Source organism: Klebsiella sp. BIGb0138 (genome assembly GCF_004342285.1).
Lineage (GTDB): Bacteria > Pseudomonadota > Gammaproteobacteria > Enterobacterales > Enterobacteriaceae > Klebsiella.
In genome coordinates this window covers 118,480-143,829 of record NZ_SMCV01000010.1, presented here as the reverse complement: position 1 = coordinate 143,829, position 25,350 = coordinate 118,480, and the positions used below count along the sequence as shown (strand labels likewise).

General features: G+C 60.3%; 17 protein-coding genes and 1 riboswitch. Of the genes, 6 read left to right on the top strand and 11 right to left on the bottom strand.

Going from position 1 to position 25,350, the window contains the following annotated elements; genetic code table 11:
* Positions 1–191: 191 nt before the first annotated feature.
* The 7 genes from atzF to EDF73_RS20810 form a co-directional block, all read right to left on the bottom strand.
* Entirely contained in the window at positions 192–1,988 is a 1,797-nt protein-coding gene (gene atzF, locus EDF73_RS20840) for an allophanate hydrolase (protein ID WP_132730953.1), read from the bottom strand.
* A complete protein-coding gene (gene uca / locus EDF73_RS20835) occupies positions 1,985–5,590 on the bottom strand; it encodes an urea carboxylase (protein WP_132730952.1) in 3,606 nt (1,201 codons plus the stop codon). Before uca ends, atzF begins: the two co-directional genes overlap by 4 nt.
* A gap of 170 nt (positions 5,591–5,760) precedes the next feature.
* The gene (locus tag EDF73_RS20830) at positions 5,761–6,396 is read right to left on the bottom strand and encodes an urea amidolyase associated protein UAAP2 (RefSeq protein ID WP_132730951.1); all 636 of its coding nucleotides are present in this window, start codon (positions 6,394–6,396) and stop codon (positions 5,761–5,763) included.
* 10 nt (positions 6,397–6,406) lie between these two features.
* Positions 6,407–7,135: an urea amidolyase associated protein UAAP1 gene (locus EDF73_RS20825; RefSeq protein ID WP_132730950.1), complete on the bottom strand. Its 729-nt coding sequence runs from the start codon at positions 7,133–7,135 to the stop codon at positions 6,407–6,409.
* A 4-nt stretch (positions 7,136–7,139) separates the two neighbouring features.
* Positions 7,140–7,919 (bottom strand): ABC transporter ATP-binding protein, encoded by a 780-nt coding sequence (locus EDF73_RS20820; RefSeq protein ID WP_132730949.1) that lies wholly within the window; start codon positions 7,917–7,919, stop codon positions 7,140–7,142.
* Positions 7,916–8,731, bottom strand: coding sequence for an ABC transporter permease (locus EDF73_RS20815; protein WP_132730948.1), 816 nt, complete (start codon positions 8,729–8,731; stop codon positions 7,916–7,918). The genes EDF73_RS20820 and EDF73_RS20815 overlap by 4 nt, the downstream gene beginning before the upstream one ends.
* Before the next feature lie 24 nt (positions 8,732–8,755).
* On the bottom strand, positions 8,756–9,814 hold the full coding sequence (locus EDF73_RS20810) for a putative urea ABC transporter substrate-binding protein (RefSeq protein ID WP_132730947.1): 1,059 nt from the start codon (positions 9,812–9,814) through the stop codon (positions 8,756–8,758).
* A 59-nt stretch (positions 9,815–9,873) separates the two neighbouring features.
* A riboswitch (guanidine-I (ykkC/yxkD leader) is annotated at positions 9,874–9,972 on the bottom strand.
* A gap of 583 nt (positions 9,973–10,555) precedes the next feature.
* Between EDF73_RS20810 and katG the strand changes: the two genes are divergently transcribed.
* Complete coding sequence (gene katG, locus EDF73_RS20805) at positions 10,556–12,733, top strand: catalase/peroxidase HPI (RefSeq protein ID WP_132730946.1); 2,178 nt, start codon at positions 10,556–10,558, stop codon at positions 12,731–12,733.
* A 56-nt stretch (positions 12,734–12,789) separates the two neighbouring features.
* Here the strand turns inward: katG and zapE are convergent, their stop codons facing one another.
* A complete protein-coding gene (gene zapE / locus EDF73_RS20800; RefSeq protein ID WP_165905759.1) occupies positions 12,790–13,803 on the bottom strand; it encodes a cell division protein ZapE in 1,014 nt (337 codons plus the stop codon).
* Between the two features lie 394 nt (positions 13,804–14,197).
* Here zapE and EDF73_RS20795 point away from each other — a divergent pair, with 394 nt between their 5' ends.
* The 3 genes from EDF73_RS20795 to EDF73_RS20785 all read left to right on the top strand — a co-directional run bounded on the left by EDF73_RS20795 (position 14,198) and on the right by EDF73_RS20785 (position 19,087).
* Entirely contained in the window at positions 14,198–16,321 is a 2,124-nt protein-coding gene (locus tag EDF73_RS20795; RefSeq protein ID WP_132730944.1) for a TonB-dependent siderophore receptor, read from the top strand.
* An 8-nt stretch (positions 16,322–16,329) separates the two neighbouring features.
* A complete protein-coding gene (locus tag EDF73_RS20790) occupies positions 16,330–17,343 on the top strand; it encodes an ABC transporter substrate-binding protein (protein WP_132731008.1) in 1,014 nt (337 codons plus the stop codon).
* Positions 17,344–17,677: 334 nt separating this feature from the next.
* A complete protein-coding gene (locus tag EDF73_RS20785; protein WP_132730943.1) occupies positions 17,678–19,087 on the top strand; it encodes an MFS transporter in 1,410 nt (469 codons plus the stop codon).
* A gap of 122 nt (positions 19,088–19,209) precedes the next feature.
* On the opposite strand, the gene EDF73_RS20780 is transcribed toward EDF73_RS20785, so the two are convergent.
* Positions 19,210–20,091, bottom strand: coding sequence for a LysR family transcriptional regulator (locus tag EDF73_RS20780; RefSeq protein WP_132731007.1), 882 nt, complete (start codon positions 20,089–20,091; stop codon positions 19,210–19,212).
* A 186-nt stretch (positions 20,092–20,277) separates the two neighbouring features.
* Between EDF73_RS20780 and EDF73_RS20775 the strand changes: the two genes are divergently transcribed.
* Both EDF73_RS20775 and EDF73_RS20770 read left to right on the top strand, forming a co-directional pair.
* Positions 20,278–21,078 carry an AraC family transcriptional regulator gene (locus EDF73_RS20775; protein ID WP_132730942.1) on the top strand — a complete coding sequence of 267 codons (801 nt, stop codon included), beginning with the start codon at positions 20,278–20,280 and terminating at the stop codon, positions 21,076–21,078.
* An 83-nt stretch (positions 21,079–21,161) separates the two neighbouring features.
* Positions 21,162–21,782 (top strand): LysE family translocator, encoded by a 621-nt coding sequence (locus EDF73_RS20770; RefSeq protein ID WP_132730941.1) that lies wholly within the window; start codon positions 21,162–21,164, stop codon positions 21,780–21,782.
* A 46-nt stretch (positions 21,783–21,828) separates the two neighbouring features.
* Here EDF73_RS20770 and EDF73_RS20765 read toward each other — a convergent pair whose 3' ends face one another.
* Positions 21,829–24,129 carry an FdhF/YdeP family oxidoreductase gene (locus EDF73_RS20765; RefSeq protein WP_132730940.1) on the bottom strand — a complete coding sequence of 767 codons (2,301 nt, stop codon included), beginning with the start codon at positions 24,127–24,129 and terminating at the stop codon, positions 21,829–21,831.
* A gap of 214 nt (positions 24,130–24,343) precedes the next feature.
* On the bottom strand, positions 24,344–25,261 hold the full coding sequence (locus EDF73_RS20760) for a bestrophin family ion channel (RefSeq protein ID WP_132730939.1): 918 nt from the start codon (positions 25,259–25,261) through the stop codon (positions 24,344–24,346).
* Positions 25,262–25,350 lie beyond the last annotated feature (89 nt).

The following is a 25,350-nucleotide window of genomic DNA, read 5'->3' as shown; positions in this document are numbered from 1 at the left end:
GGCAGGATAGCCTTATCGCCGCGCCAGCCCTACAGAAAGGTTGCTAATGATTTAGCAGAAATGTTTCAGCATGTTAGAGGCATGACCGCGAGTGCGGGGTCAGAACGGCGTTCAGACGGCGGCGGGTCGTTAAATAGGTGACAACGTCACCACAGGCCTCTCCCCCGTGCAGGGCAGAGGCCTGTGGGCAGCTAGCGTTTCAGCCACGCCCGCCAGCCGCCGTAGCGGGTGATGTCGGTTGCTCCCTGCAAACCATAGCCCTCACAGATAAAGCCGCTTAGCCACCTTCCGTCGGACAATTCGACTTTACCTAACCCCAGCGGCGCGGGAATGGCCGCCAGCAGCGATCCCAGTTCGGCGGAAGGCAGCTCCCAGACTTCAACCGCGATAGCCGCGCCGTTATTTTCATCACGCACCATGCCAGGCCGTTTGCCATCGGCCAGCGCGTACAGCCGGTAATGCGCTGCGCTTTCCGTCGCCGTCAGCAGACGTCCGCCCCGCTCCCGCAGCTGCCCGTTCAATGGCAGGCCGTCAAGATGCGCCCCGCAAACCACCAGCGGCAGACGATCGTGGCTGGCAACGGTAGCCGGCGGCGCGCCTGCCAGGTATGTACCGCCGACCAGCGGCAGCGGCTGCGCGCGCTGGAAAGCGTCGGCAAGGCCAAGAAGATACTGGTCGGTAAAAACCCGCCCGAACAGCGTGACGCCGGACGGGAGTCCATTGGCCAAAAAGCCGGCGGGGACGTTGACCGCCGCATAATCCAGCAGGTTCATAAAGTTGGTGTAGTAGCCAAGATCGGCATTACGCTGTAGCGGCTCGGCCTCCAGTTCGGCGAGGGTCACCGGGCGCGGATAGGTCGGGGTCAGTACGCAATCCAGCGTGTCGAGGATCGCGTCACACTGCGTCTTATACGCCTGCAGCTGGTACATGGCCCTGAAGGTCGCCACCGCGTCGGTACCCGGCGCTTTCGCCAGCACGTCGCGAATCACCGGCAATACCGCCTCCGGCTGCTGCTCGATTAGCGCGCCCACCACCGCATAACGCTCCGCCACCCACGGTCCTTCGTACAGCAGGCGAGCGGCGGCAAGAAACGGCGTCAGATCGACGCTCACCGGCACCCCGCCAAGGGCAATTAGCCGCGCTTTGGCCTGCCTGAATAGCGCCTCGCTCTGCGCGCAGCCGAGAAAATTCAGCTCATCGGGTACGCCGAAGCAAAAACCCGGCTGCGGCGTGCCGAACGCCTGACGGCTGTTCCACTGCGGGTTGCGGCGGCTGTAGGCATCCCGCGGATCGTACCGCGCGGTGAGCGCCAGCAGCTGGCTGGCCTCATCGGCGGTGGCGGTAAAGAAGGTCGTACAATCAAGCGTCCGACAGGCGGGCACCACTCCGGCGGTGGAGATGAGGCCTTTACTGGCCTTCAGCCCCACCAGATTATTCAGCGAGGCCGGCACCCGCCCGCTGCCGGCGGTGTCGGTTCCAAGGGCAAAACTGGCGACGCCGAGCGCCACCGCCAGCGCCGATCCCGCGCTGGAGCCGCCGGAAGGATAGTCCGCATGGTAGGCATTACGACAGCGCCCGTAGGGCGAGCGCGTACCGTTGAGACCGGTCGCGAACTGGTCAAGATTGGTTTTGCCGATCGGGATCGCGCCAAGGGCAATCAGCTGCGCCACGATGGTCGCATCCTCGCCCGCGGTATGGGCGAACGCCGGACAGGCGGCGGTAGTGGCAATCCCCGCGAGGTCGATATTATCTTTGATGGCAAACGGCACCCCGTACAGCGGCAGCGTTTCCGGCGAGATGCCGTCCAGCGCCGCCAGCCACGGCTCCAGCTCTTCCGCTGTCAGAATATGAATAAACAGCTGATATTCCGGGTTCAGCATCAGCGCCCGCTGGCGTAAATCGGCCAGCAGCGCGCGCGGCGTCACTTCACCGCTCCGGTAGGCGCCCGCGAGGGTCGCCAGACGTAAATCAAAAGTTTGCTGGCTCATATTTTTTCCTCCACGATCACCGCCACCCGCTGCCCGGCGCGTACCGATGCCCCGGGCTGCACGTTAACCTGCGCAATCACCCCGTCGCACGGCGCCAGCAGCGGGATCTCCATTTTCATTGACTCCAGCACCACCAGCACCTCGCCGGCGCGGACGCGGCTGCCCGCCGCCGCCTGCACCTGCCAAAGATTGCCGGAGATGGGGCTCTCCACCCCCTGCTGTCCCGCCTGCAACGGCGCCTCATCGCCCTCTTCAGCCGGCGTCTCCTGGCTGTCGAAATGCGCCTGGCCGCTGGCTATCCAGCGCTCGCGTTCGTCATGGAAGGCGCGCTGCTGGTGTTCTCGAAACGCCGCGATACTCGCGGCTTCACGTTGCAGAAACTGCTGATACTCCGCCAGGCGCAGCGTGCTGTGTTCGATTTGCAGCGGATAGCGGCCGAGCGGGAAGTCGCGGCGGATCTGCAGCAGCTCATCGGCAGAGACCGGATAGAATCGCAACTGGTCGAAGAAGCGCAGCAGCCAGGGTTTACCGGCGAAATCGGCCACTTCGTGATAGCGGTTCCACATCTGCAACGTTCGACCGACAAACTGATAGCCTCCGGGCCCCTCCATGCCGTAGACGCACAGATAGGCCCCGCCGATGCCGACCGAGTTTTCCGCGGTCCATGTCCGCGCCGGATTATATTTGGTCGTCACCAGCCGATGGCGCGGATCGAGCGGCGTCGCCACCGGCGCGCCAAGATAGACATCCCCCAGTCCCATCACCAGGTAACTGGCGTCAAACACCGTGTTCCATACCGCCCGTTCATCGGGCAGATCGTTAATTCTGCGGATAAACTCAAGATTGCTCGGGCACCACGGGGCATCGCGGCGTACGGTGGTCATGTACTTATCGATGGCCTTGCGGCAGGCCGGGTCGTCCCAGGACAGCGGCAGGTGTACCACCCGGGTCGGGACCTGCAGGTCATCGCTGACGCACACCGTCGTCCACTCCGCGCTCACCCACGCCAGCAGCGCATCGAGCGTCAGGGTTTCCGGCTGGAAATGGATCTGCAGGGAGCGAATCCCCGGCGTCAGGTCGACCACCCCGTCCCGCGACTGGCCTTCCAGCGCCTGCATCAGGGCGTGGATGCGAAAACGCAGTACCAGATCCAGCTCCGCTTCCCCCGCCTCCAGCAGCAGATGGGTATCGCCGGAGAGCCGGGCCACCAGGCGCTTGTCCGCCTCGCCGCAGCTCATCACCATCGGCGAGCTCAGCGCCGCGGGTTGCCAGGCCACGGGCGCGGCGTCGAGAGTCGCCAGCTCATCGCTACGCCCCTGCGCCAGCCGGCGGGCGGTGGGCAGGTCCACCGCCACAAAGCGCACTTTGTCGCCGGCTTTAAGCTGCCCCAGTTGCCAGAGATCGGCCTCGATCACCGTCACCGGGCAGACAAAACCGCCGAGGCTCGGACCGTCGGGGCCGAGAATAACCGGCATGTCGCCGGTAAAATCGACCGCGCCGATGGCGTAAGGATTATCGTGAATATTCGACGGATGCAGCCCGGCCTCCCCTCCGCTTTCGCGTGCCCACAGCGGTTTCGGGCCCATCAGCCGCACGCCGGTACGGCTGGAGTTGAAATGCACCTCCCAGTTGGTGGCAAAGAAGGTGGCGATATAGTCGGCGGCAAAGAACTCCGGCGCGCCGTGGGGGCCGTAGATTACCCGCAGCGTCCGCACCGCCGGGAGAGGGGTCCGCAGCGCGGGGGGCAGCATCGCGCCATCTTCTGCGCCGGTGGTTGGCGCCAGATGCAGGACATCGCCGCTGCGCAGCGCCCGTCCGGCATGACCACCGAACTGCCCGAGGGTAAAAGTGCTTTTACTGCCCAAATAGTCCGGGACCTGAATACCGCCGCGCAGGCACAGGTAGCTCCTGACCCCTGCGCCGCTGATGGCTCCCATTTGCAGCGTCGATCCCGCCGGGATGGTCAGGACGCGGTCCATCGCCTGAGGGACGCCGTCGAGGGTGACCGCTAGCGGCGCGCCGCTTATCACCGCCTGGGTTGTGCAATTAAACTTCAGCGTCGGTCCGTTGAGGGTGATTTCCAGCGCCGCTTCCCCCTGCGGGTTGCCCAGCAGCCGGTTGCCGAGGCGCAGCGCTCGATCGTCCATCGGCCCCGACGGCGGCACCCCCACCGCCCAATAGCCCAGACGGCCGGGGTAGTCCTGCACGCTGGTTTGCGTTCCGGCGCTCAATACTTCTACGGTGGCGGCCTGGTAATGCAGCTGCTCCAGACAACGGGTCCAGGGTTCGCCCTCGGCAAACGGGGCGAAGGCCAGAATCTGCTGGAGATACGCGCGGTTGGTTTCCACGCCATACAGCCGGGTCGCCGCCAGCGCCTGCGCAAGGCTGGCAATCGCCTCTGCGCGGTCGGAACGCCAGGCAATCATCTTGGCCAGCATCGGGTCAAAGTACGGCGGCACCTCGCAGCCGGCTTCCACCCAGCGATCGATACGCAGCGTCTCCCCGTTCGCCGGCGGGAAGGCCACTTCGGTCAGCAGGCCCGGCGAAGGCTGAAACTGACGACCCGGATCTTCGGCATAAATACGCGCCTGAATGGCGTGGCCGCGCGGCTGCACCGTGGCCAGCAGCTCGGAAAGCGGCGGTAAATCCCCTGCCGCCAGCGCAATCATCCAGCGCACCAGATCGACGCCCCACACCTGCTCGGTGACGCCGTGCTCCACCTGCAGGCGGGTATTGACCTCCAGAAAATAGAAGCGCTGCGCCGCGCTGTCATAGACAAACTCCACCGTCCCGGCGCTGCGATAGCTGACCGCTTTGCCGAGCGCGACCGCCGCCGCGCACAGCGCATCCGCCATCCCCATTGGCAGGTTCGGCGCCGGGGTTTCTTCCAGCACTTTCTGGTTACGGCGCTGTATTGAACAGTCGCGAACGCCGAGGGCGATCACCTCCCCCTGACCGTCGCCGAAAATCTGCACTTCCAGATGACGCGCGCGTTCAATGTACTTTTCGACAAAGACTCCCGCGTCGCTGAAGTTGTTCTGGCCCAACCGCTGCACGGCGTCGAAGGCGTCCGTCAGCTCGCGGGCATCACGACAGACGCGCATCCCTATCCCGCCGCCGCCCGCGGTGCTTTTCAGCATCACCGGGTAGCCGATGGTGTCCGCCGCCCGGCGCGCCTCGGCGCTATCGGCCAGCAGCCCGGTGCCTTCCAGCAGCGGTACGCCCTGCGCTTTTGCCAGCGCTCTGGCGGTGTGTTTCAGGCCAAACGTGCGCAGCTGTTCTGGCGTCGGGCCGACGAAAACCAGCCCGGCGGCTTCGCAGGCTTCCGCGAAGGCGGCGTTTTCCGATAAAAAGCCGTAGCCGGGATGAATCGCCTCGGCCCCGCTTTTTAACGCGGCGGCGATGATTTTTTCACTGACCAGATAGGTTTGCGCCGCAGGACCATCGCCGAGGCTCAGCGCTTCATCGGCCTCGCGGATATGCAGGCTGCTGAGATCGGCATCGGAATAGACGGCCACCCCTTTGACCCGCAGGGTACGCAGAGTCCGCAAAATGCGACAGGCGATGGCGCCGCGATTGGCAATCAGTAAGGTATTGAACATAAAGGAGACTCACATCGTGGCGGGTCGTCCCGCAGCAAAACAATCGGCGTCCCCGGGGTCGTCCCCAGGGCGCGCAGCCACTCAGGGCTTGCGCGATGGCGTGCTTAACAGACGATCGGCGCGCACGGCAAACAGGCGATACGCCATCAGGCGCCAGCGCTGCCAGCGGGTCAGTTCCATACCAGCACCTCCGCCGGCGTCGGGTTCCAGCCGTTGCAGGGGTTATTCAGCTGCGGACAGTTGGAAATCAGCACCATGGCGTTGCACTCGGCGCGCAGCTCAACGTACTTCCCGGCGGCCGAGATGCCGTCTTCGAACGTCAGGCCGCCGGCTGCGGTGACCGGGACGTTCATAAAGAAGTTGATGTTGGCGCCGATATCGCGCTTATGCAGGCGACCGTCGTGCAGACAGGCGCACAGGAAGTTGTCCCGGCAGCTGTGCATGTAGCGTTTATCCAGCGCATAGCGCACGGTGTTGCTCTCCTGCGCGCAGGCGCCGCCGAGAGTGTCGTGACGCCCGCAGGTATCGGCCACAATGGTCAGCAGCGGATTGCCCAGATTCGAGAACAGCACGCTGCCGGTGGTCAGATAGGCATTCCCCTGGCGGCGCAGCGTGCGCTGCGGGTCGTAACGTTCGCGCGGGTTATCGGCGTTATAAAACAGGGTATCGATGGCCTGATTACCTTCGAGATCGAGCAGACGCAGGGTCTGCCCCTTTTTGATTTCGAACAGCCAGGGTTCGCCCGCCGGGATCACGTGGCGATAAACGGCATCGGCCGGGTTACGGGTACTGGTCACAAGGCTCATGGCGGGCTCCTCAGAGGGCAAAAAGTTGGGTATTGGCAAACGCGCGCTGGTTTTCATCGCGGGTCAATAGCGCTGCGACCGCCGCCTCTTGATCATCGGCCTGGTACCAGCTCAGCTGGACCGGGCGCGGCGCATACTCCGTGACGGGGTTCTGCGGATGCGGCAGTGCGGTCAGGATCATCAGCACGTCCATCGGCGCAAATAGCTCGACGTAACTGCCCGGGGCGGAGTGCCCCGCGCAAAACTGAAAGCGCCCCGCGCCGTCCACGGTTATCTTGCTGAAAAAATTGACCACCATCAGCAGATCCTCGAGGCCGAGATCCCATTTTCCCATCTCAACCAACAGGTTATCGGTACCGTTGCGGTAGAAAGCGTTGCGCAGCTCCTGGTAGCGGCCGCGGCCATATTTTTCCTCTGTCTCTTGCGCATTGAGCACGCCGCCGAACGGGTCATGCCAGCCGCAGCTGTCGGCAACGATACCGGCCAGCACCCGGCCCATATCGGAATAGAAACAGTGCCCGGCGGTCAGGCGGGCGGTGTGCTGGCCTTTCAGCGTATCCGGCAGGTTCAGACGCTCGCTCTTTTCATGCGGGTTGAGCATCATCATGCTGACGTTCGCCCCGCCGTCGACGTCAGTCAGGCGCAGAATTTGCCCGCGGCGCAGTATGAATGAGGTATGGCCTCCGCCCGGCAAAAACTCTTCGCGCAGGCTCGGTGATGAATGAAAAAGTGTCGTCATCGGACTATCTCCTTAATGCATAAACGTTGTTATCGGAACCGGTACCGAGCATCTGCGACATCCGGGTCTCGTTAAGCGGAATATCGTAGGTGATGCGCGCGCCGTAGGCGTTGGGGGCCTGCGGATCGTGGCGCACCTTGTCAAAGACCAGCAGCCGGGTGCCGAGGTTGAATCCTTCGGCCAGATCGTGGGTGACCATGAAGACCGTCATGCGCGTCTCGCTCCACAGCTGCAGCAGCAAGGCGTGCATATCCTTGCGGATGCCGGGGTCGAGCGCGCCAAAGGGTTCGTCGAGCAGCAGCACCCGCGGCTGCATCACGAATGCCTGAGCGATCGCCAGGCGCTGCTGCATGCCGCCGGAAAGCTGCGCCGGATACCGGTCGAGGGCATGGGCGAGCCCCACTTTGTCCAGCATCTGCGCCGCCTGTTCGCGCGCGGCGCGTTTACGGGCGCCGAACAGGCGGCCGAAGAGCGGCGAGGCCGGAAGCTCAAAACCGACCGCCACGTTATCCAGCACCGTGAGGTGCGGGAACACGGAATAGCGCTGAAACACCACCCCGCGGCTGCGATCCGGTTCGCCCGCCAGCGGCTGACCGTCGAGCGTAATCATGCCGCGGGTCGGCCGCTCCTGGCCCAGCAGCAGGCGCAAAAATGTCGACTTTCCGCAGCCAGAGGCTCCCACCATTGAACAAAATTCCCCTTCCCTGACCTGCAAATTGATGCGTTCCAGCACCACGTGATCGCCATACTCCTGCCAGATATTTTTGATGGTGATGAAACTCATGTCCGGCCTCCTTCGGCCCATGGGAAGCAGGCTTTATGCAGCTGGCGCAGTCCGAGATCCATCAGCCAGGCCAGCAGGGTTATCCAGATGACGTAGGGAATAATCACGTCCATCGCCATGTAGCGGCGCACGAGAAAGATGCGATACCCGAGGCCAGCGGTGGCCGAAATGGCCTCCGCCGAAATCAAAAACAGCCACGCCGAACCGAGCAGCAAGCGCAGCGAGGTAATCAGGCGCGAGAGCAGCTGCGGCAGCACTACCCGCAGCACCACCGTCCAGCTGTTGGCGCCGAGGGTTTGCGCTTTGATAAACAGCTCCGCCGGTATTTCCCGCGCCCGCTGCTCAAGGTCGCGCGCCAGCATCGGCGTAATGCCAATGACGATCAGCATCACCTTCGAGAGTTCATCAAGGCCGAAGACGATAAACAGCACCGGCAGGATCGCCAGCGGCGGGACCATCGAAATGACGGTCATCAGCGGCGACAGCGCGGCGCGGTACACGGGAAATACGCCGGCGACGATCCCGATGCTCAGACCAATCAGCGCGGAAACCGCCAGCCCGGTCAGCAGGCGGGCCAGGCTGATAAGCGTATCGCCCCACAGCAGATAGTCGCCGCTGCGCTTATCCGGCGTGAAGGCCATCCGATCGACCGCGGCCACCATCTGCGACAGACCCGGCAGCAGTTTGTCCTGGGGGTTAGCCTCCAGACGAACGGCGGAGCCGATAAACCAGGCGGCGATAAGCAGCACAAAGGGCAAGAGCATCAGCATCAGCCGCATGCCCTGCTGTGGATGGCGATTAATTTGTCGCATGGCGTTAACTCCCGTCGTCGATGATTACAGCTGGCCGGCCGCGGCCAGCTTCAGGTAGCTATCGTCGAAGCGCAGCCGGGTATTGCCGCCATCGCCGACGGTGACATTCCCCGGGAAGCGCATGCCGATGAAATCGGCGCTTTGCGCCCCTTCACCCAGCAGACCTTTATCAAACGAGAACTGCGCCACGCGCTGCATGGTTTTTGCCAGATCGGGGCTGGAGATGAACGTCAGGGCGTCGGCAGGAGTCCAGAACAGATGGGTCGTTTTCAGCTGTACCTGATAGCCGGCGAGGTCGGTACCGGAATCCGCCGCCATCGCGCTCAGCGCCTGCGGGTCTCCGGCCTGCATTTTGGCCATCATTTCAAACCACGCGCCGGTCAGCGCCTTGCCGAGGGCCGGGTTGTCTTGCAGGGTTTGCGTATTGACCACCATCATGTCGATAATCTCGCCAGGGACCTGGGATGAGCTAAACACTTCGCTGGTTTGTGGGGTCTTTTTGATCGCGGAGAGCTGTGGGTTCCACGCCACGGCGGCCTGCACGTTGCGGGTACCGAAGGCGGAGACGATATCGGCGTCGGAGGTATTCACCACTTTAACGTCTTTTTCCTGCAGGCCGGCTTTTTCCAGCCCGCGCACCAGCAGATAGTGCGAGACCGACAGCTCCGGCAGATAGACCTGCATCCCTTTCAGGTCGCTAAGCTTTTTATCGACGCCTTTCAGCACCACGCCGTCGTTGCCATCGGAATAGCTGCCGGTAATCAGCGCGGTGGTATCGACCCCGCCCGCCGCCGGAATGGTCAGCGCATCCATGTTGGTCATGGTGCAGCCGTCAAACTGACCGGCGGTGTACTGGTTGATCGACTCGATATAATCGTTGAGCTGAACGATGTTGATTTTGATGCCGTACTTACTGGCCCATTTATCAATGATTTTTTCGTTACTGATGGCGCCCCAGGGCATCCACCCGGCATAGATCGTCCAGCAGACGTTGAACTCTTTTTTCACGGCGGCAAAGGAAGGGAAACTGGCCAGCAGCGCCAGCGACAGCATGAAAGAACGGATGACGGCGGATGTCTTCATTATGAACCTCTGGTTGGCACAAAAATAACAGGAGCAGCGCGACACCTGATGGTGCTGCTGTCTCCCGGGCTTTTGTCCCGCCGTGTAACCTCGCAGAGGTCGCCAGCTCTCGGACCAGACATTCACCTGCGTGAACCGGAACCCTAGCCAGCTATTGGTCATCTAAATTGTCTGTTGCGCTGCCTTCTGGTTTTAAGTGTGCAAAGCGCATGCCAGGAAAATAGAGTGAGTAAATTCAAAAGGATAAATAATGCCATCGCCGAGCCACCCCACAATGGTGAGCGATTTTGGGGCAATGCGTGGATGTGGTGCAGGCGGTCCGCGCCGGACAGGCCGCCCGACGGCCGGGTAAATAGCGCTATCGCCGGCGAGAATACCCCACATGCCAATTTCACCGCGCGGGTGCCGCATATAAATGAGCGCTTTCCCGCGCCGGCGTGCTTATTTTCTCAGCATCGGCTCAGCGGCCAGTAATTGACCAGAATTCACCTGCTTAGCTTTTTTTACAACCGCTGCTTTTATCACCAGACGAGGCGCAACAGTATCCTATACTGATACGTTAATACGAATGTGGGTAAGCCGCTTTACGTATTTTGGCGTTTGTCCACAAATATTATATGGATTTCTTTATCACCCGCTGTTAAAAGGATATAACTATTAATTCCGTAGATTCATTCAAGTATCACTTATTGGAAGCAGTGTATATCGTAATGGCATTCACAAAAGCAAACGGAGCCTGATATGAGCACGTCTAACGATCCATCTAACAACGCATCCGCCGGGCAGTGCCCTTTTCACACAGGGAAGCCCACACAAAGTGTCGGTGGTGGCACCGCCAACCGGGACTGGTGGCCTAATCAGCTCCGCGTGGATCTGCTGAACCAGCACTCCAGCCGCTCGAATCCACTGGGCGAAGAGTTTAACTACCGTGAAGAGTTTAAAAAGCTTGATTATGCCGCGCTGAAGGCCGATCTGCGCGCGCTGCTGACCGACTCGCAAGAGTGGTGGCCAGCCGACTGGGGCAGCTATATCGGGCTGTTTATTCGTATGGCCTGGCACGGCGCGGGCACCTACCGTACCGTCGACGGGCGCGGCGGCGCAGGCCGCGGCCAGCAGCGTTTCGCCCCGCTCAACTCCTGGCCGGACAACGTCAGCCTGGATAAGGCACGCCGCCTGCTGTGGCCGGTGAAGCAAAAATACGGGCAGAAAATTTCCTGGGCGGATCTGTATATGCTGGCCGGTAACGTCGCACTGGAAAACGCCGGTTTCCGCACCTTTGGTTTCGGCGCCGGGCGCGAAGACGTCTGGGAACCGGATCTGGACGTTGACTGGGGCCATGAAAAAGCCTGGCTTGAGCACCGCCACCCGGAAAGCCTGGCGCAACAGCCGCTGGGCGCCACCGAAATGGGCCTGATTTATGTTAACCCGGAAGGGCCGAATGCCAGCGGCGACCCGCTCTCCGCCGCCGCCGCGATTCGCGCCACCTTCGGCAACATGGCCATGAACGATGAAGAGATCGTCGCACTGATTGCCGGCGGTCATACCTTAGGCAAGACCCACGGCGCAGCCCTCACCAGCCACGTTGGCGCAGAACCGGAAGCCGCACCGATTGAGGCCCAGGGCCTGGGCTGGACCAACAGCTACGGCAGCGGCGCCGGCGCCGATGCTATCACCTCGGGCCTCGAAGTGGTCTGGACACAGACGCCGACCCAGTGGAGCAACTACTTCTTCGAGAACCTGTTCAAATACGAGTGGGTACAGACCCGCAGCCCGGCAGGCGCGATTCAGTTCGAGGCCAAAGACGCGCCGGATCTGATCCCCGACCCGTTCGACCCGGAGAAAAAACGCAAGCCGACCATGCTGGTTACCGACCTGACGCTGCGTTTCGACCCGGAATTCGGCAAAATTTCGCGCCGTTTCCTCAACGATCCGCAGGCCTTCAATGAAGCCTTTGCCCGCGCCTGGTTCAAACTGATCCACCGCGATATGGGGCCAAAATCCCGTTACCTCGGGCCGGAAGTGCCGAAAGAAGACCTGATCTGGCAGGATCCGTTACCGGCGGCGATCCACAACCCTACGTCGGAAGATATCGCCACCCTGAAAACCGCCATCGCTGACGCTGGCCTGTCGGTCAGTGAACTGGTATCGGTTGCCTGGGCATCCGCTTCCACCTTCCGCGGCGGAGACAAACGCGGCGGCGCTAACGGCGCGCGTCTGGCGCTGGCGCCGCAAAAAGAGTGGCCGGTGAACGCCGTCGCAGCGCGCGTTCTGCCAACCTTGCAGGCTATTCAGCAGTCCTCCGGCAAAGCGTCGCTGGCCGATATCATCGTGCTGGCAGGCGTGGTGGGTGTTGAACAGGCGGCAGCGGCGGCAGGCGTCCAGGTTAACGTGCCTTTTGCCCCGGGCCGGGTTGATGCCCGTCAGGATCAAACCGATATCGAGTCTTTCGACCTGCTCGAACCGCTGGCCGATGGTTTCCGTAACTATCGTCGCATTGAAGGCGGCGTCTCGACGGAAACGTTGCTGCTGGATAAAGCTCAGCAGCTGACGCTGACCGCGCCGGAAATGACGGTGCTGGTAGGCGGCCTGCGTGTGCTGGGCGCCAACTATGACGGCAGCCGGCACGGCGTGTTCACTGACCGCGTGGGGGTACTGAGCAACGACTTCTTCGTCAACTTACTGAGCATGGCGACCGTATGGAATGCCACCGACGAACAGGGTGAACTGTTTGAAGGCCGCGACCGTAAGACCGGCGAGAGCAAGTACACGGCGACCCGCGCCGACCTGGTGTTCGGTTCAAACTCGGTACTGCGTGCGCTGGCGGAAGTTTACGCCTGTCAGGATGCGAAGCAGAAGCTGGTCAACGACTTCGTGGCCGCCTGGACCAAAGTGATGAATCTCGATCGTTACGACCTGTAATCTCCCTCCCCGGCTGGCGCCTTGCCCGCCGGGGCTTTTCCCCTTTCACGCTGTGCTTACATTCGCTGCAGCTGTAATAATCGGCTGTAGGTTCGCTGAATATCCTCCTGCCCGACATCCGCCACCAGTTCGGCTAGCCCGCAATCGGCCACCACGATCAGGCGACACTGCTTTTCATAGAGTACATCCACCAGGTTAATAAAACGCTGCTGCGCCGCCGGGCCTGCCTGACGCAGAGGCGGGACCGCATCCAGCAGCCAGCGCTCATGCCTTTCGCATAGCGCCAGATAATCCATCACCGACGTTGCCGCCATGCATAGCTGGGCAAAGGTGAAATGCAAAAAATGCGCCGGCGCGGAGGCGGCGTGCAGCGTGCGATAGCCCACCTGCAGCGGCTGCGCCCGATCAGCGGGTTCTGGCAGATCCAGCGCCCGGCGGGCCTGTGCGGAGGGCTGCACCAGCAGCCACCCCTGACAAAACGGGCTCTCCGCCGGCGCATGACGCGCGCGGTAATCCTCTTCGCCGTTAAGCGCTGCGATCGTCATATGCTGTTTAATCAGCATGATCGATGGCACAAAACGCTCGTGATACAGCGGGTTAGCCAGTAATTGATCCGGAGGATAGTTGGAGGTAGCCAGCAGAATGATGCCGCGCTGAAACAGCAGCGTAAGCAGGGCCTTCACCAGCATCGCGTCGCCCGGATCGTGCAGATGGAACTCATCAAAGCACAGGAGCCGACAGCCGTCGGTCATCTGCGCCAGCACCTCAGGCAGAGCTGGCGCAGGGGAAGCATTCAGACGCTGATGCAGTTCGCGAAAGAAATAGTGAAAATGCACCCGGCGCTTTTCCGCCAGCGGCAGGCTGGCAAAGAAATGATCGACAATAAAGCTTTTGCCCCGTCCGGTACGCCCCCAGACATACAGGCCTTTAGCGCGCCGGGACTTTGCCGACGCCAGCGCGCGGCCCAGCGTATCCAGCAGGTTAACCAGCCCCTGCTGGTCCGCATCAAGAAGTAGCGCCTGCTCCTGAGCCCGCAGCGCCATATATGAGGTAAAACTAAAATCGGTCATTCCTTGCGTCATTTTCCTGTCTCAGGGTGGTCGCCGCCGGCCGTATCTGACGGGCAAAATGGAGAAACGGAGACCAATTAAACCGTCGCCAGCCGACAATGACAAGTTCCGCCGATTCCGCTGAGCGTCGCGAAGGCCTGCCCGCGCTACGGGCTGAGAACCCCGCCTACTCCATCAGGGTTATATCGCTAAAATAAAACCAATAAAAAACAATCAATAAAAATGATTTTCTGGCGAATTATCGGCTATTGAGCCGTCACTGAGCATTCGCTATATATTGACATACATAGCGTTGACCTTTATCTTTTCATCATACAAATAACAATCGTACCCTTCAGACAGAGACGAGATTTCCCCGCCTCATTCCGTTTTCATTCGTCTGAAATTAAAATTAATGCGCTCATATAAACTCGTTTTATTAACCGGGATGATTCCCTGTTCCCCCCTTGTCCTGACCATGACGGCACATGCTGCAGAAACCATGGTGGTGACCGCAGCCCCGCAGGCTGAATCGCTCGATGATGTGACGCCAGCCGCGGAACAGCAGGCCACGTTAGGTAACCTGGGTAAACGCAAACTGATTAACGTCCCCTGGTCCGTACAGACGCTGTCGGATTCCCTCACCCGCCAGCTTCAGGTCAATAGCGTCAAGGACGTCTATCGCTATCTGCCCTCGGTGCAGGGAGACGGCGTACGCCCGCAGACCCGCGGCATGCAGGGCAGCGTCGTACAAAACAGCATGATTGATGGCTTAAACGCCGTCTCCACCACCGAGTATCCGGCAGAACAGTTTCAGCGGATCGAGGTGCTTAACGGCATGGCCGGCGCGCTGTATGGTCCGGCGAACCCGGCAGGAATGTTCAATCTGGTCTCAAAACGCCCGACCGATGTGCCGCTGCGAAGAGTCACGGTTGGCGGCGGTACCGCCAGCGGAGCAAATGCCGCGCTGGACCTCAGCGGCCCGCTGGATGCCGCGGACCGGGTAAGATACCGTCTCAATCTGCAGGATCAGGACGGCAGCAGCTATACCCGCGGCAGCCGCCAGCGCAACCAGTATGCCGGTCTGGCGCTCGATTTCCAGCTGACCGACCAGACGGTGCTGGAGAGCAACTTCAGCGACTACCACTTCTATCAAAAAGGGCTACCCGGTTCGTTCGCCCTGGCAAAAGGGACCCACTTCCCGTCGCCGCTGGATCCCACTAAAAGCAAATATGGTCAGTACTATGCCGGCAATGATGACACCACCACCACCGGCAGCCTGCATATTAAGCACGATTTTGACGGCAACTGGCTACTGGACGTGGGCGTGCTGCGCCAGATAGCCGACCGTGAATCGACCGCCGTCACCCATACGCTGACCGACAATCAAGGTCATTACACCACCACGACCGCCAACTCCGCCGCCAGCCGGTTTACCATCAACAGCTACCTGGTTAACCTCACCGGCAGCATTGATACCGGCTGGTTACAGCATGACCTGGCGGTTGGCATGCGCGGTTTCGTGTGGAAAAATTACAACCCACGCGACGGCGGTACGCAAACGCTGGGCAGTTCTTCGCTGGAGGAGAGCCCGGATTATGCCCGTCCCGCCTATCCGGATTTTACCGACCGTTACCACTCCGCCACCACCACGCAGCACGTTTTTCTGCTGAGCGATACTCTGACCTTTAATCCCCGGTGGAGCCTGCTGCTCTCCGGTAGCGAAAATCTGTTTACCGTAGACAACTACAGTAAAACTGGCAATCGTAGCAGCAATCATGACGATCGGGGGGCCAGCGGTTCCGCCAGTCTGATGTACAAGCCGGTGGATAATGTGACGCTCTATACGACCTGGGCCAATAGCATGCAGCAGGGAGATACCGCCCCTGTCGGGGCTAATAACGCCGGCGCGGTCCTTGACCCCTATCGCAGCCATCAGGTGGAGGTCGGCGCGAAATACGCTCCGCACAAGGATCTGCTGCTCACCGCGGCGCTGTTCCAGGCCGAACGCCCGTTCGCCTATACCAATGCCGGCGGTGATTTTGCCCAGGACGGGACGCAGAAAAACCGCGGGCTGGAGCTGATGGCCGATGGTCACGTCACCTCGAACCTGCGCCTGCTCGGCGGCGGCAGCTGGCTCGACCCGCGTTTGCACAACACCTCCAGCGCCGATGCTGACGATCAGCAGGTGGTCGGTCTGCCTCGCTTCACCGCCAGTATGCTGGCGATTTACAGCATCGATCCGGTCCCCGGGCTTGATGTTAACGGCACGCTTCGCTACGTCGGTCGTCGCCCGACCGATAACGCCAACGATAGCTGGGTGGGCAGCTATACCACGGTGGATATCGGCAGCAACTACCGCACCCGGCTGTTTGGCACCGATACCACATTTAGGTTAGCAGTCACTAACATCACTAACCGCCGCTACTGGAGCAACGTCGTTCCTGGCGCGCTGACCGGTTACACCGGCGCCGGATACGCCAGTGCGCAGCTGGGGGCGCCGCGCGAAGCGACTGCCTCGGTGCAGTTTGATTTCTGAGGACGATGATGAACAAGATTGCCGCTGGCTTACTTACGCTTTCTCTCGCCATTCCGGCGCTGGCCGACCGCCAGGTCACCGATGACGCCGGACACCGCGTCACCTTACCGGACACGGTGACGCGGGTGGCTGAAGGATGGTTCGCCCACCACTCGCTGCTGATGACTCTCGGGGCCGGCAGCGCTATCGTGGCGACGGTCAACCGCCCGGACAGCCGCCCGTGGATGTTCCGCCTCGATCCGCGGCTGAATCACGCGCTTATCAGCCGCGGCCCACACTTTACCAGCGAAGCGCTGCTGGCGCGCGGCGCTCAGGTGGTCTTTGTCGCCCAGGGAGACGGCGATGCCGATGCCTATCGCCAGGCCGGTCTGCCGGTGATGGAGATGCGTTTTACCGACTATCCGTCGCTGGCCCGCGCGGTGGAAACCACCGCGGAGGTTATCGCTACGCCGCAGGCGCGGGCCCGCGCCCAGGCGTATAACCAGTACCTGCAACAGGTCATCGCGCGCGTCGGCCAGCGAAATGCCGCGCTCACCGACGCGGAACGCCCGCGCGTGCTGCATATACAATCGCTGAAACCGCTGAAGGTCGATGGCAGCCATACGCTGATCGATACCTGGATACAGCTGGCGGGGGGACGTAACGCGGCGCAGGGCATCAGCGGCAATATGCAGGAGATCTCCCCGGAGAAAGTGCTGGCGTGGCAGCCGGACGTCATTATCCTCGGTGCGGGATGCGGTGACCTGCAGCACTCGGCTTATGGGGAACTTTTCTCAGCGCTGCGGGCGGTTAAACAAGGCCGGGTGGTACAAAACCCGGCGGGCGTTTTTCCGTGGGATCGCTACGGCAGCGAAAGCGCGTTGCAGATTCAATGGGCGGCCAAACAGCTTCAGCCGCAGCGCTTTGCCGATGTCGATATGATCGCCGTCACCCGCGACTTTTATCAGCGCTTTTTTGCTTATTCGCTGAGTGAACCGGAGGCCAGGCGGATTTTGCAGGCGCTCCCCCCGCAGGAAAAATAGCGTCCTGAGCCAGTCAAAATGGCCCCGCTATGCGCCGGGGCCATTTTTATACGTTCTGACTTAATGCTTGCCGTCCCCAGCGCCACGCGCAGCGTCCCCCTTAGCAGATTATCGCCAGCCCCTCCTCTCACCCACTCCTGAATGGCGTGCTATGGTCGTTTACTTCAAATCCGTCGGCTTCCTGTCGCTGAAAGCAGTTAATTCCTCATGTTTATGGCTTAATCACAACATTTTTGCCTGCAGAACCCCGATAGGAAGAGTAATTAAAAATTTAAAACCATTAACAATCAAATAACATTAGCAGGCAAACATTTTAGCTGAGGAAAATAATAATATGTCTACCACCCAGGTTCTGGGGGATGCGCCTTTTGCATCCGCAGGACAACCCCACTCCAGTTTAACCAGCCGTATCGATGCGCTACCTGCCTCCTTCGGCTTATGGTCGTTTATTACACTGCTGGCACTGGGCGGCTTTTTCGAGCTATACGACCTTTTTCAGACCGGGTATATCAGTACCGGCCTGCTGGCAGAGCACATTTTCCATAGCGACCAGCAGGGTATTTTTGGCGTATCGGATCAGGCCGCTTTTGCCTCGGCCACCTTCCTCGGATTGTTTATCGGCGCCAGCCTGCTCGCGCCGCTGGCGGACAAGCTCGGCCGTCGACTGACCTTTATGTTTGCGCTGGCCTGGTATGGCGTGTTTTCGCTGCTGATGGCCTTTCAGAACAGCGCCGAAGGGGTGATCTTCTGCCGCTTTCTGGTGGGGATCGGTCTCGGCATTGAGCTGGTCACCATCGACACCTACCTGAGCGAATGGGTGCCAACGCACCTGCGTAACAAAGCCTTTGCCTTCGCGTTTTTCATTCAGTTTCTTTCGGTGCCCGCCGTGGCGCTGATGTCGTGGATGCTGGTGCCCACCACCCTGTTCGGTCTGACCGGCTGGCGCTGGGTAATCATCTTCGGCGCGCTGTGCTCGCTGGTGATTTGGGTGATTCGCAAAAAGCTCCCGGAGTCAGCCCGCTGGCTGGAAGTGAAAGGCCGGCACGATGATGCGCACGCGGTGATGTGCCAGATGGAACAACGCTGCGGCGTCGCGCCGTCGGCGCAGCATATTCCTGATACCCGGCAGGAGCAAAACAAAAGCGGGACCTTTAAAGAGATCTGGGCGCCGGAATATCGCCGGCGGACCATCATGCTGATGGTGATGAACTTCTTCCAGGCCATCGGTTTTTTTGGCTTTGGCAACTGGCTGCCGGCGCTGCTGTCCGGCCAGGGAGCCAGCATCACTCACAGCCTGCTGTACGCGTTCTTTATCACTCTTGCCTATCCGCTGGGCTGCTTGTTCTGTACCCGCTTCGTGCACCGCTTTGAGAATAAGTGGCAAATCGTACTCTCCGCGCTGATGACGGTGGTGTTCGGCACCCTGTTCGCCCTGCAGAATAACCCGGTGATGCTGGTGATCTGCGGGTTTATGATCACCTGGTCCAACGCCTGGCTGACCATCAGCTACCACGCCTATCAGGCGGAAATCTTCCCGACCCGCATTCGCGCCAGAGCGGTTGGCTTTTGCTACTCGTTCAGCCGCCTGTCGACGGCGATCACCAGTATTCTAATTGGGGTGATTCTGCAATACGCCGGGACGCCGGGGGTGATTAGCTTTATCGTGGCCAGTATGCTGATGGTCATGCTCTCGGTCGGCATTTATGGCCCGAAAACCCGCGGTATTCGGCTGGAAAATATCTGATTAACCGCTTCGCCGCCGGGGTCTCCCTGGCGGCGCTACCCTAGACTGAATAACTTACCGAATATTGCCCGCGATTAGCGCCGCCGGGCGTTTAAATAAAGAACGGCTGAAGCCGCGTTTAGTTAGCCAAAAATCGCCTGGGCATCGGCAAAGCATTTTTCCGCCAGCGACGACACCGGCTCTTTGTTACGCATGATCAGCGCCAGCATAGAATCCACTGCCGTTTCGGCAATCGGGATAATCTCCAGATTGTCGCTCAGCTCCTCCAGTCCATTGTTGAGCGGCATAATTGCGCAGCAAATGCCCGCCTGGACCGCCTGAATAATCTGGAACGTGGAGTCGCTTTCAAAAACATATTTCGGCGTCAGCCCTTTGCCCTTGAAGCTCATTTCGATGGATTCGCGGTAATACATTCCTTTAGTGAGAAAACCGAGCGGCAAGGCGGCCAGGGTATCCCAGCCGGGGATGCCCTCGTCGAACTGAAAATGGCGTTTATCATGCAGCAGCCCCATCCGCGTCGCCGGGAGCCACTTCACGTTAAAAAGCTGGCTATCGACATGGTGCAGATAGCAAATCCCCAGATCGAGCTGATTGCGGCTCACGCCATCAATAATCTGCTCTGAGGTCAGCGACAGCAGGCTGAACTGAAGCTCGGGGTACTTCTCCGTCAACGGCTTAATCAGCTGCATCGGGTTCAGGCTCGCCAGCGGTACCATTCCCACCCGCAGTTGCCCCACCATCTGACCGCGGCAAATGGCCGCTTCCGCTTCCAGCCCATCGTGCGCCGCCAGCAGCGCCCGTGCCCAGGCGAGAATACGCTCGCCTTCGGCGGTAAACCCCTCAAACCGCTGCCCGCGTTGAATCAGAACCAGATTGAGCTCCTCTTCCAGATTGCGGATACGCATCGACAGCGTCGGCTGAGTGATATGGCACTGCGCCGCGGCCTGGCCAAAATGACGCGTTTGATCGAGTGCGATCAGGTATTTGAGCTGTTTGATATCCATTGTTAATCCAGTCATGTTGGCGTCCGTAGACCGAACGCGCGGGCGCGATGCAGACTCCCCTCGCGCCGTAAAAAATATGTTAGTTAAATGTTACGTTCAGTATCGGACAAATACAAGGTACGCCGCATTTGCCCATCCGGCGCTTACCGGGCTACACTCGCGTAGTGACCAACGCCGGAGAAGCAGATGAAACCTCGCCTTCATCACGTTCAGCAGCACCGGTTAACCCTGCCCGGTCTTGAAGCCATGACGCTGCAGACGGAGCGGCATTTTTCACGCCATTCGCATGACCAGTTCGGTCTGGGTATTTTTACCCATGGGGCCCAGCGTTCATGGAGTCATATCGGCCAGGTCGACGCCGCGGCCGGGAATATGATCATGGTTAACCCGGGCGAAATACACGACGGCGTCCCCCTGCGCGGCCCCCGCAGCTGGCAGATGGTGTATATCGAGCCGCAGATCGTCACCGCTGAATTTGAGGACGGCATAAGGGCCGAAGATATCCTGTTACGCCCGGTAGTTGATGACCCTCACCTGCGCCAGCTCATGCTGCGCCTGTTTCGCGAAATCACCGCCCCTGGCGCTGATGAAACGGCCATCGAAGAGGCGCTTCTGCTCTGCCTGCTGCGGGCAACCCACTACCATCGCGTTATCCCACCGGTCGCACAGCGCTTTTCCCCCGCCATCGCATGGGCAAAAGCCTATCTCGATGATGCTCCCGGGGAAAAGATCTCGCTGGCAAACCTCGCCGCGCTGTGCGGCATCAGCCGCTTTCAGCTGATTCGTAGCTTTGCCCGTGAAACCGGCATGACTCCTCACGCCTACCTGGTGCAGTCCCGGGTGCGCCTGGCGCGCCGGCTGCTGCGTAGCGGCCATCCCCCTGCCGAGGCCGCGCTGATGGCCGGCTTCGCCGATCAGAGCCACCTGACCCGCGCCTTTCAGAAACAGTTCGCCATCACCCCGGGCAGCGTTCAGGCGATGCGCTAAGAGGCAGCGCAATTTTGTTCAATACGCCCTGATGCCCTTAAGAAATACTCTGCGTGACCGATTTCTCACGCAGGAACACTTCCATGTCGCTTATCAGTCCTGAGTTTCTTTTCACCGCCCTGATGGTCGTCATCGCCCCCGGAACCGGGACGCTCTATACCATCGCCACCGCTCTGACCGCCGGAAGAGGCAGCAGCTTCGCCGCCGCTCTCGGCTGTACCCTCGGCATCATTCCGCATCTGCTCGCTGCCGTCACCGGACTGGCGGCGATTCTGCTGCGCGTTCCCGCGGCCTTCGCCGCCATTAAGCTGCTCGGCGTCGGCTGGCTACTGTACATGGCGTGGACCACGCTCCGCCAGGGTGACGCCTTGACGCCAGACGGTCACGGGCACGGCGGATCGCCGCGGGAGATCGTACTCCACGCGGTGCTGATTAATCTCCTCAATCCGAAGCTGCCGCTCTTTTTCCTCGCCTTTTTACCGCAGTTTATCCGCAGCGATAGCGCCACTCCGCTGCAGGAGATGCTGACGCTCAGCGGCGCTTTTATGCTGATGACGTTGCTGATATTTATGCTATACGGGGCATTTGCGGCGGCCATGCGCGGATACGTGCTCACCCGCCCGCGGGTATTGCTGGGGCTACGGGTGGCGTTCGCCGCCGGTTTTGTCGGGCTGGGTATCAAGCTAATGCTGACACCAGGATAGCGAGGTCGTTGCTGCCGGCTTCTGCCGGCAGCAAGTCGCAGACGATTTAGCGCATTCCGGCCACGGGCCCGATCTCTTTCGAGCGCAGGGTCAGCCGTATCGGCACTGATTTGTAGGATGGCGTTCCGCTCTCTTCATCAAGATAATCCAACGGCACCAGCACGTTCGCTTCCGGATAATAGGCCCCGACGGTGCCAGGGGCGATGCTGTAGGCCACCAGCGTAATATCCTCGAGACGCAGGTCGCTATCGGGCAGCGCGGTGGTGATATCCACCCGGTCGCCGTGCTCCAGCCCCTGCTGCGCCATATCCTGTTCATTCATAAACAGCACATCGCGGCGGCCAAAGATACCGCGGTAACGGTCATCCATGGCATAGATCGTGGTGTTGTACTGATCGTGGCTGCGCAACGTGACCAGACACATCACATCATCGCCAGCAACCTGAACGTTTTCATGCACGCCGTGGAATACCGAGAACATCGCCTTGCCGGTTGGCGTCGGCCAGATGCGCTCCGTCGGCGGCAGCGGCATACGGAAACCCCCCGGGTGACGAATACGCTCATTGTAGTTGTCAAAGCCCGGAATGGTGCGTTCAATCAGCTCGCGGATGCGATCGTAATCCGCCACCAGCGCCTGCCAGTCGATTTTTGTATCGGTCAGCGTCGCTATTGCCATCCCTGCCACGATCGCCGGTTCAGAACGCAGGAACGGCGAGGCCGGTTTCAGTTTGCCCGACGAAGCATGCACCATCGACATCGAATCTTCGACGGTGATCGACTGACGTCCGGTTTCCTGAATATCCAGTTCGGTACGGCCAAGGCATGGCAGAATGAAGGTTTCTTTCGCCACCAGCAGGTGCGAACGGTTCAGCTTGGTACCGATATGTACGCTCAGATCCAGCCCCTGCATCGCCGGGAAGGCCCGTTCGCGATCGGGCATCGCCACCGCAAAGTTACCGCCGAGGCACAGCAGCGCCTTCGATTTCCCTTCGATCATCGCCTGCAGCGCTTTCACCGCATCGTGTCCGTGTCCCTGCGGCGGAACAAAGCCGAATACTTCCTGCAGCTTCGCCAGAAACTCCGCCCCCGGTTTTTCAGTGATGCCGACGGTACGGTTGCCCTGAACGTTGGAATGACCGCGCAGCGGGCAGATCCCGGCCCCCGGCTTGCCGATATTGCCGCGCATCAGCAGCAGGTCGGCAATCAGCCTGACGTTCGAGGTACCCCTGTTGTGCTGGGTAATGCCCATCCCGTAGGTGATGATGGTGGCGTTGGATTTGGCATACGCCTCGGCAACCCGCTCAAGATCGCTGCGCTTCAGGCCCGATTCGCGCTCGATATCCTGCCAGCTGGTCGCCAGAATATCGGCGGAAAATGCCGGGAAATTCAGAGTGTGTTCGGCGATAAAAGCATGATCCAGGACGTTGCCGCGCGTCTCTTCCATCTGCAGCAGCGCCCGGGCAATGCCTTTCAGCGCCGCCGCATCGCCGCCGGCCTTCACCTGAAAGTAGGTCGAGGCGATATTGGTCGAGCTGTAGGTCGCCATCTCAATGACGCTCTGCGGGTCGGCAAAACGTTCCAGCGCCCTCTCTTTCAGCGGGTTGAAGACGATGATCGGCACGCCGCGGCGCGCCAGTTCGTGCAGGGTCCCCATCATGCGCGGGTGGTTTGTTCCCGGATTATGGCCGATGGAGATAACCAGTTCGGTGTTGTCAAAATCATCCAGCGATACCGTCCCTTTGCCGATGCCGATCGACTGCGGCAGCCCGACGCTGGTCGCCTCATGGCACATATTGGAGCAATCCGGGAAGTTGTTGGTCCCCAGTTCACGGGCAAACAGCTGGAACAGCCAGGCCGCTTCATTCGAGGCGCGGCCGGAGGTATAGAACTCGACTTCATCCGGCTGCATCCCGCGGATTATCTCGCCAATACGGCTAAAGGCGCTTTCCCAGGAGACCGGGCGCAGCGTATCGCTGGCGCGATCGTAGGCCAGCGGGCGGGTCAGACGCCCGTAGCCTTCCAGTTCAAAATCGCTTTTGGTCAACAGCGAGCTGACCGTATTCGCCGCCAGGAACTCCGGCGTCACGCGTTTGCTGGTCGCTTCCCAGGTCACCGCTTTGGCGCCGTTTTCACAAAACTGGAAAGTGGATTTATGTTCTTTGTCCGGCCACGCGCAGCCGGGGCAGTCAAAACCGTCAGGCTGGTTGGTCCGTAGCAGCGTAACCGGAGCATCAAGGGCATCCATTTGGGTACGGACGGCGATGGCCGTGGCTTTGAGTGCACCCCAACCGCCGGCGGGACCATCGTAAGGATGGACGCCAGGTACTGAGCGTCTTTTCTGGGTCATATCTACTCCTGAATGCGCCTTCGATAAGCAGGTGATACGTGCGTTAAATCGTCTTATCCGGGCGATCCGCATCGTGATAACGTTCCGCTCACCGCGCTGGACGGCAGCGGAGTTTTTGTTAACGAAAGCATAACAATCAGGATCGTAACTGTATAATCAATGTTATCTATCACACGTTAGATTTAACTTATTTAACAGTTACCACGGGGGACGGTCAGGTCAGGTTGTAGTACCGATCGGGCTGGATGATTTCCGGTAGCGGATGCTGCCCGGTCATATCCATCAGGTTGCGCTCGATGGTATTGCACATGGCGTTAAGCGGCAGATCGTTCGCCGCCGTGCCAAACGGATCTTCCAGCTCTTCCGCCAAAGAATCCCACGAGAGAAAGGTGTACGAGATAAAGACCGAGACAAAGGGCGTCATGTAGTGCAAATCGCCGACCAGCGCGAACGGCAGCAAAGCGCAGAACAGGTAGACGGTACGCTGCAGAATCAGGGTGTAGGCGAAGGGCACCGGCGTGCTGGCCAGACGCTCGCAGCCCCCCAGCACGTGGGCCAGCTCATCGAGTTTATTGTCCATCAGACCATAGGTGATATCGCTCACCTTCCCCGCGGCACGCAGTTGACCCAGCTCATGACCCACCAGCAATAAGATCCGGTTAGTCGGCATCGAACTGGCGAGGATTTCCGTCACGTTAGCGCGGGGCAGCAGGCGGAGAAGATCGTCTGTAGGGTCGGTTTTACGTAACTGGTGTTTCAGACTCCAGCTGAAAGCGATCAGGTAGCCGGCAATTTTTTTATGCGTCGCACTCTCTGCCGGCAGAATATTTTTTAGCTGGCGCGTCAGGGTGCGTTCGGCAATTAAGACCGTGCCCCACAGGTTTCTCGCTTCCACAAAGCGGTTGTAGCTGGCGCTGTTGCGGAACCCGAGAAAAATGGCGATGGCAATCCCCAGCAGGCTAAAGGGCGCCACGGTGAGGTGGATCCCCAGCTGCTCATACCACTGATAGCTGATGATGGCGACAATCGACATCAGGACATTAAGCAGCAGGCGAAAGACGATTTTTGACAGCACGGAGCCGTGCCAGTCAAACAGACGAAGGAACCAGTGTTGTTCTGGCCGGATGATCATGGTATTACTTCCTGAACGCCCATTCTGGTTATATACCCGTCATATTTCAAGCTGCCTATGCGGCGGCTGTATTCGCTCCCCGGTCACTT

Excerpts from the sequence above, each read along its gene's own strand:
- EDF73_RS20830 (WP_132730951.1), bottom strand. The coding sequence starts at position 6,396 with ATGAGCCTTGTGACCAGTACCCGTAACCCGGCCGATGCCGTTTATCGC.
- EDF73_RS20765 (WP_132730940.1), bottom strand. The coding sequence starts at position 24,129 with ATGACCCAGAAAAGACGCTCAGTACCTGGCGTCCATCCTTACGATGGT.
- uca (WP_132730952.1), bottom strand. The coding sequence starts at position 5,590 with ATGTTCAATACCTTACTGATTGCCAATCGCGGCGCCATCGCCTGTCGC.
- EDF73_RS20820 (WP_132730949.1), bottom strand. The coding sequence starts at position 7,919 with ATGAGTTTCATCACCATCAAAAATATCTGGCAGGAGTATGGCGATCAC.
- EDF73_RS20785 (WP_132730943.1), top strand. The coding sequence starts at position 17,678 with ATGTCTACCACCCAGGTTCTGGGGGATGCGCCTTTTGCATCCGCAGGA.
- EDF73_RS20825 (WP_132730950.1), bottom strand. The coding sequence starts at position 7,135 with ATGACGACACTTTTTCATTCATCACCGAGCCTGCGCGAAGAGTTTTTG.
- EDF73_RS20790 (WP_132731008.1), top strand. The coding sequence starts at position 16,330 with ATGAACAAGATTGCCGCTGGCTTACTTACGCTTTCTCTCGCCATTCCG.
- EDF73_RS20780 (WP_132731007.1), bottom strand. The coding sequence starts at position 20,091 with ATGGATATCAAACAGCTCAAATACCTGATCGCACTCGATCAAACGCGT.
- EDF73_RS20795 (WP_132730944.1), top strand. The coding sequence starts at position 14,198 with ATGCGCTCATATAAACTCGTTTTATTAACCGGGATGATTCCCTGTTCC.
- EDF73_RS20770 (WP_132730941.1), top strand. The coding sequence starts at position 21,162 with ATGTCGCTTATCAGTCCTGAGTTTCTTTTCACCGCCCTGATGGTCGTC.
- katG (WP_132730946.1), top strand. The coding sequence starts at position 10,556 with ATGAGCACGTCTAACGATCCATCTAACAACGCATCCGCCGGGCAGTGC.
- EDF73_RS20810 (WP_132730947.1), bottom strand. The coding sequence starts at position 9,814 with ATGAAGACATCCGCCGTCATCCGTTCTTTCATGCTGTCGCTGGCGCTG.
- zapE (WP_165905759.1), bottom strand. The coding sequence starts at position 13,803 with ATGACCGATTTTAGTTTTACCTCATATATGGCGCTGCGGGCTCAGGAG.
- EDF73_RS20760 (WP_132730939.1), bottom strand. The coding sequence starts at position 25,261 with ATGATCATCCGGCCAGAACAACACTGGTTCCTTCGTCTGTTTGACTGG.
- EDF73_RS20775 (WP_132730942.1), top strand. The coding sequence starts at position 20,278 with ATGAAACCTCGCCTTCATCACGTTCAGCAGCACCGGTTAACCCTGCCC.
- EDF73_RS20815 (WP_132730948.1), bottom strand. The coding sequence starts at position 8,731 with ATGCGACAAATTAATCGCCATCCACAGCAGGGCATGCGGCTGATGCTG.
- atzF (WP_132730953.1), bottom strand. The coding sequence starts at position 1,988 with ATGAGCCAGCAAACTTTTGATTTACGTCTGGCGACCCTCGCGGGCGCC.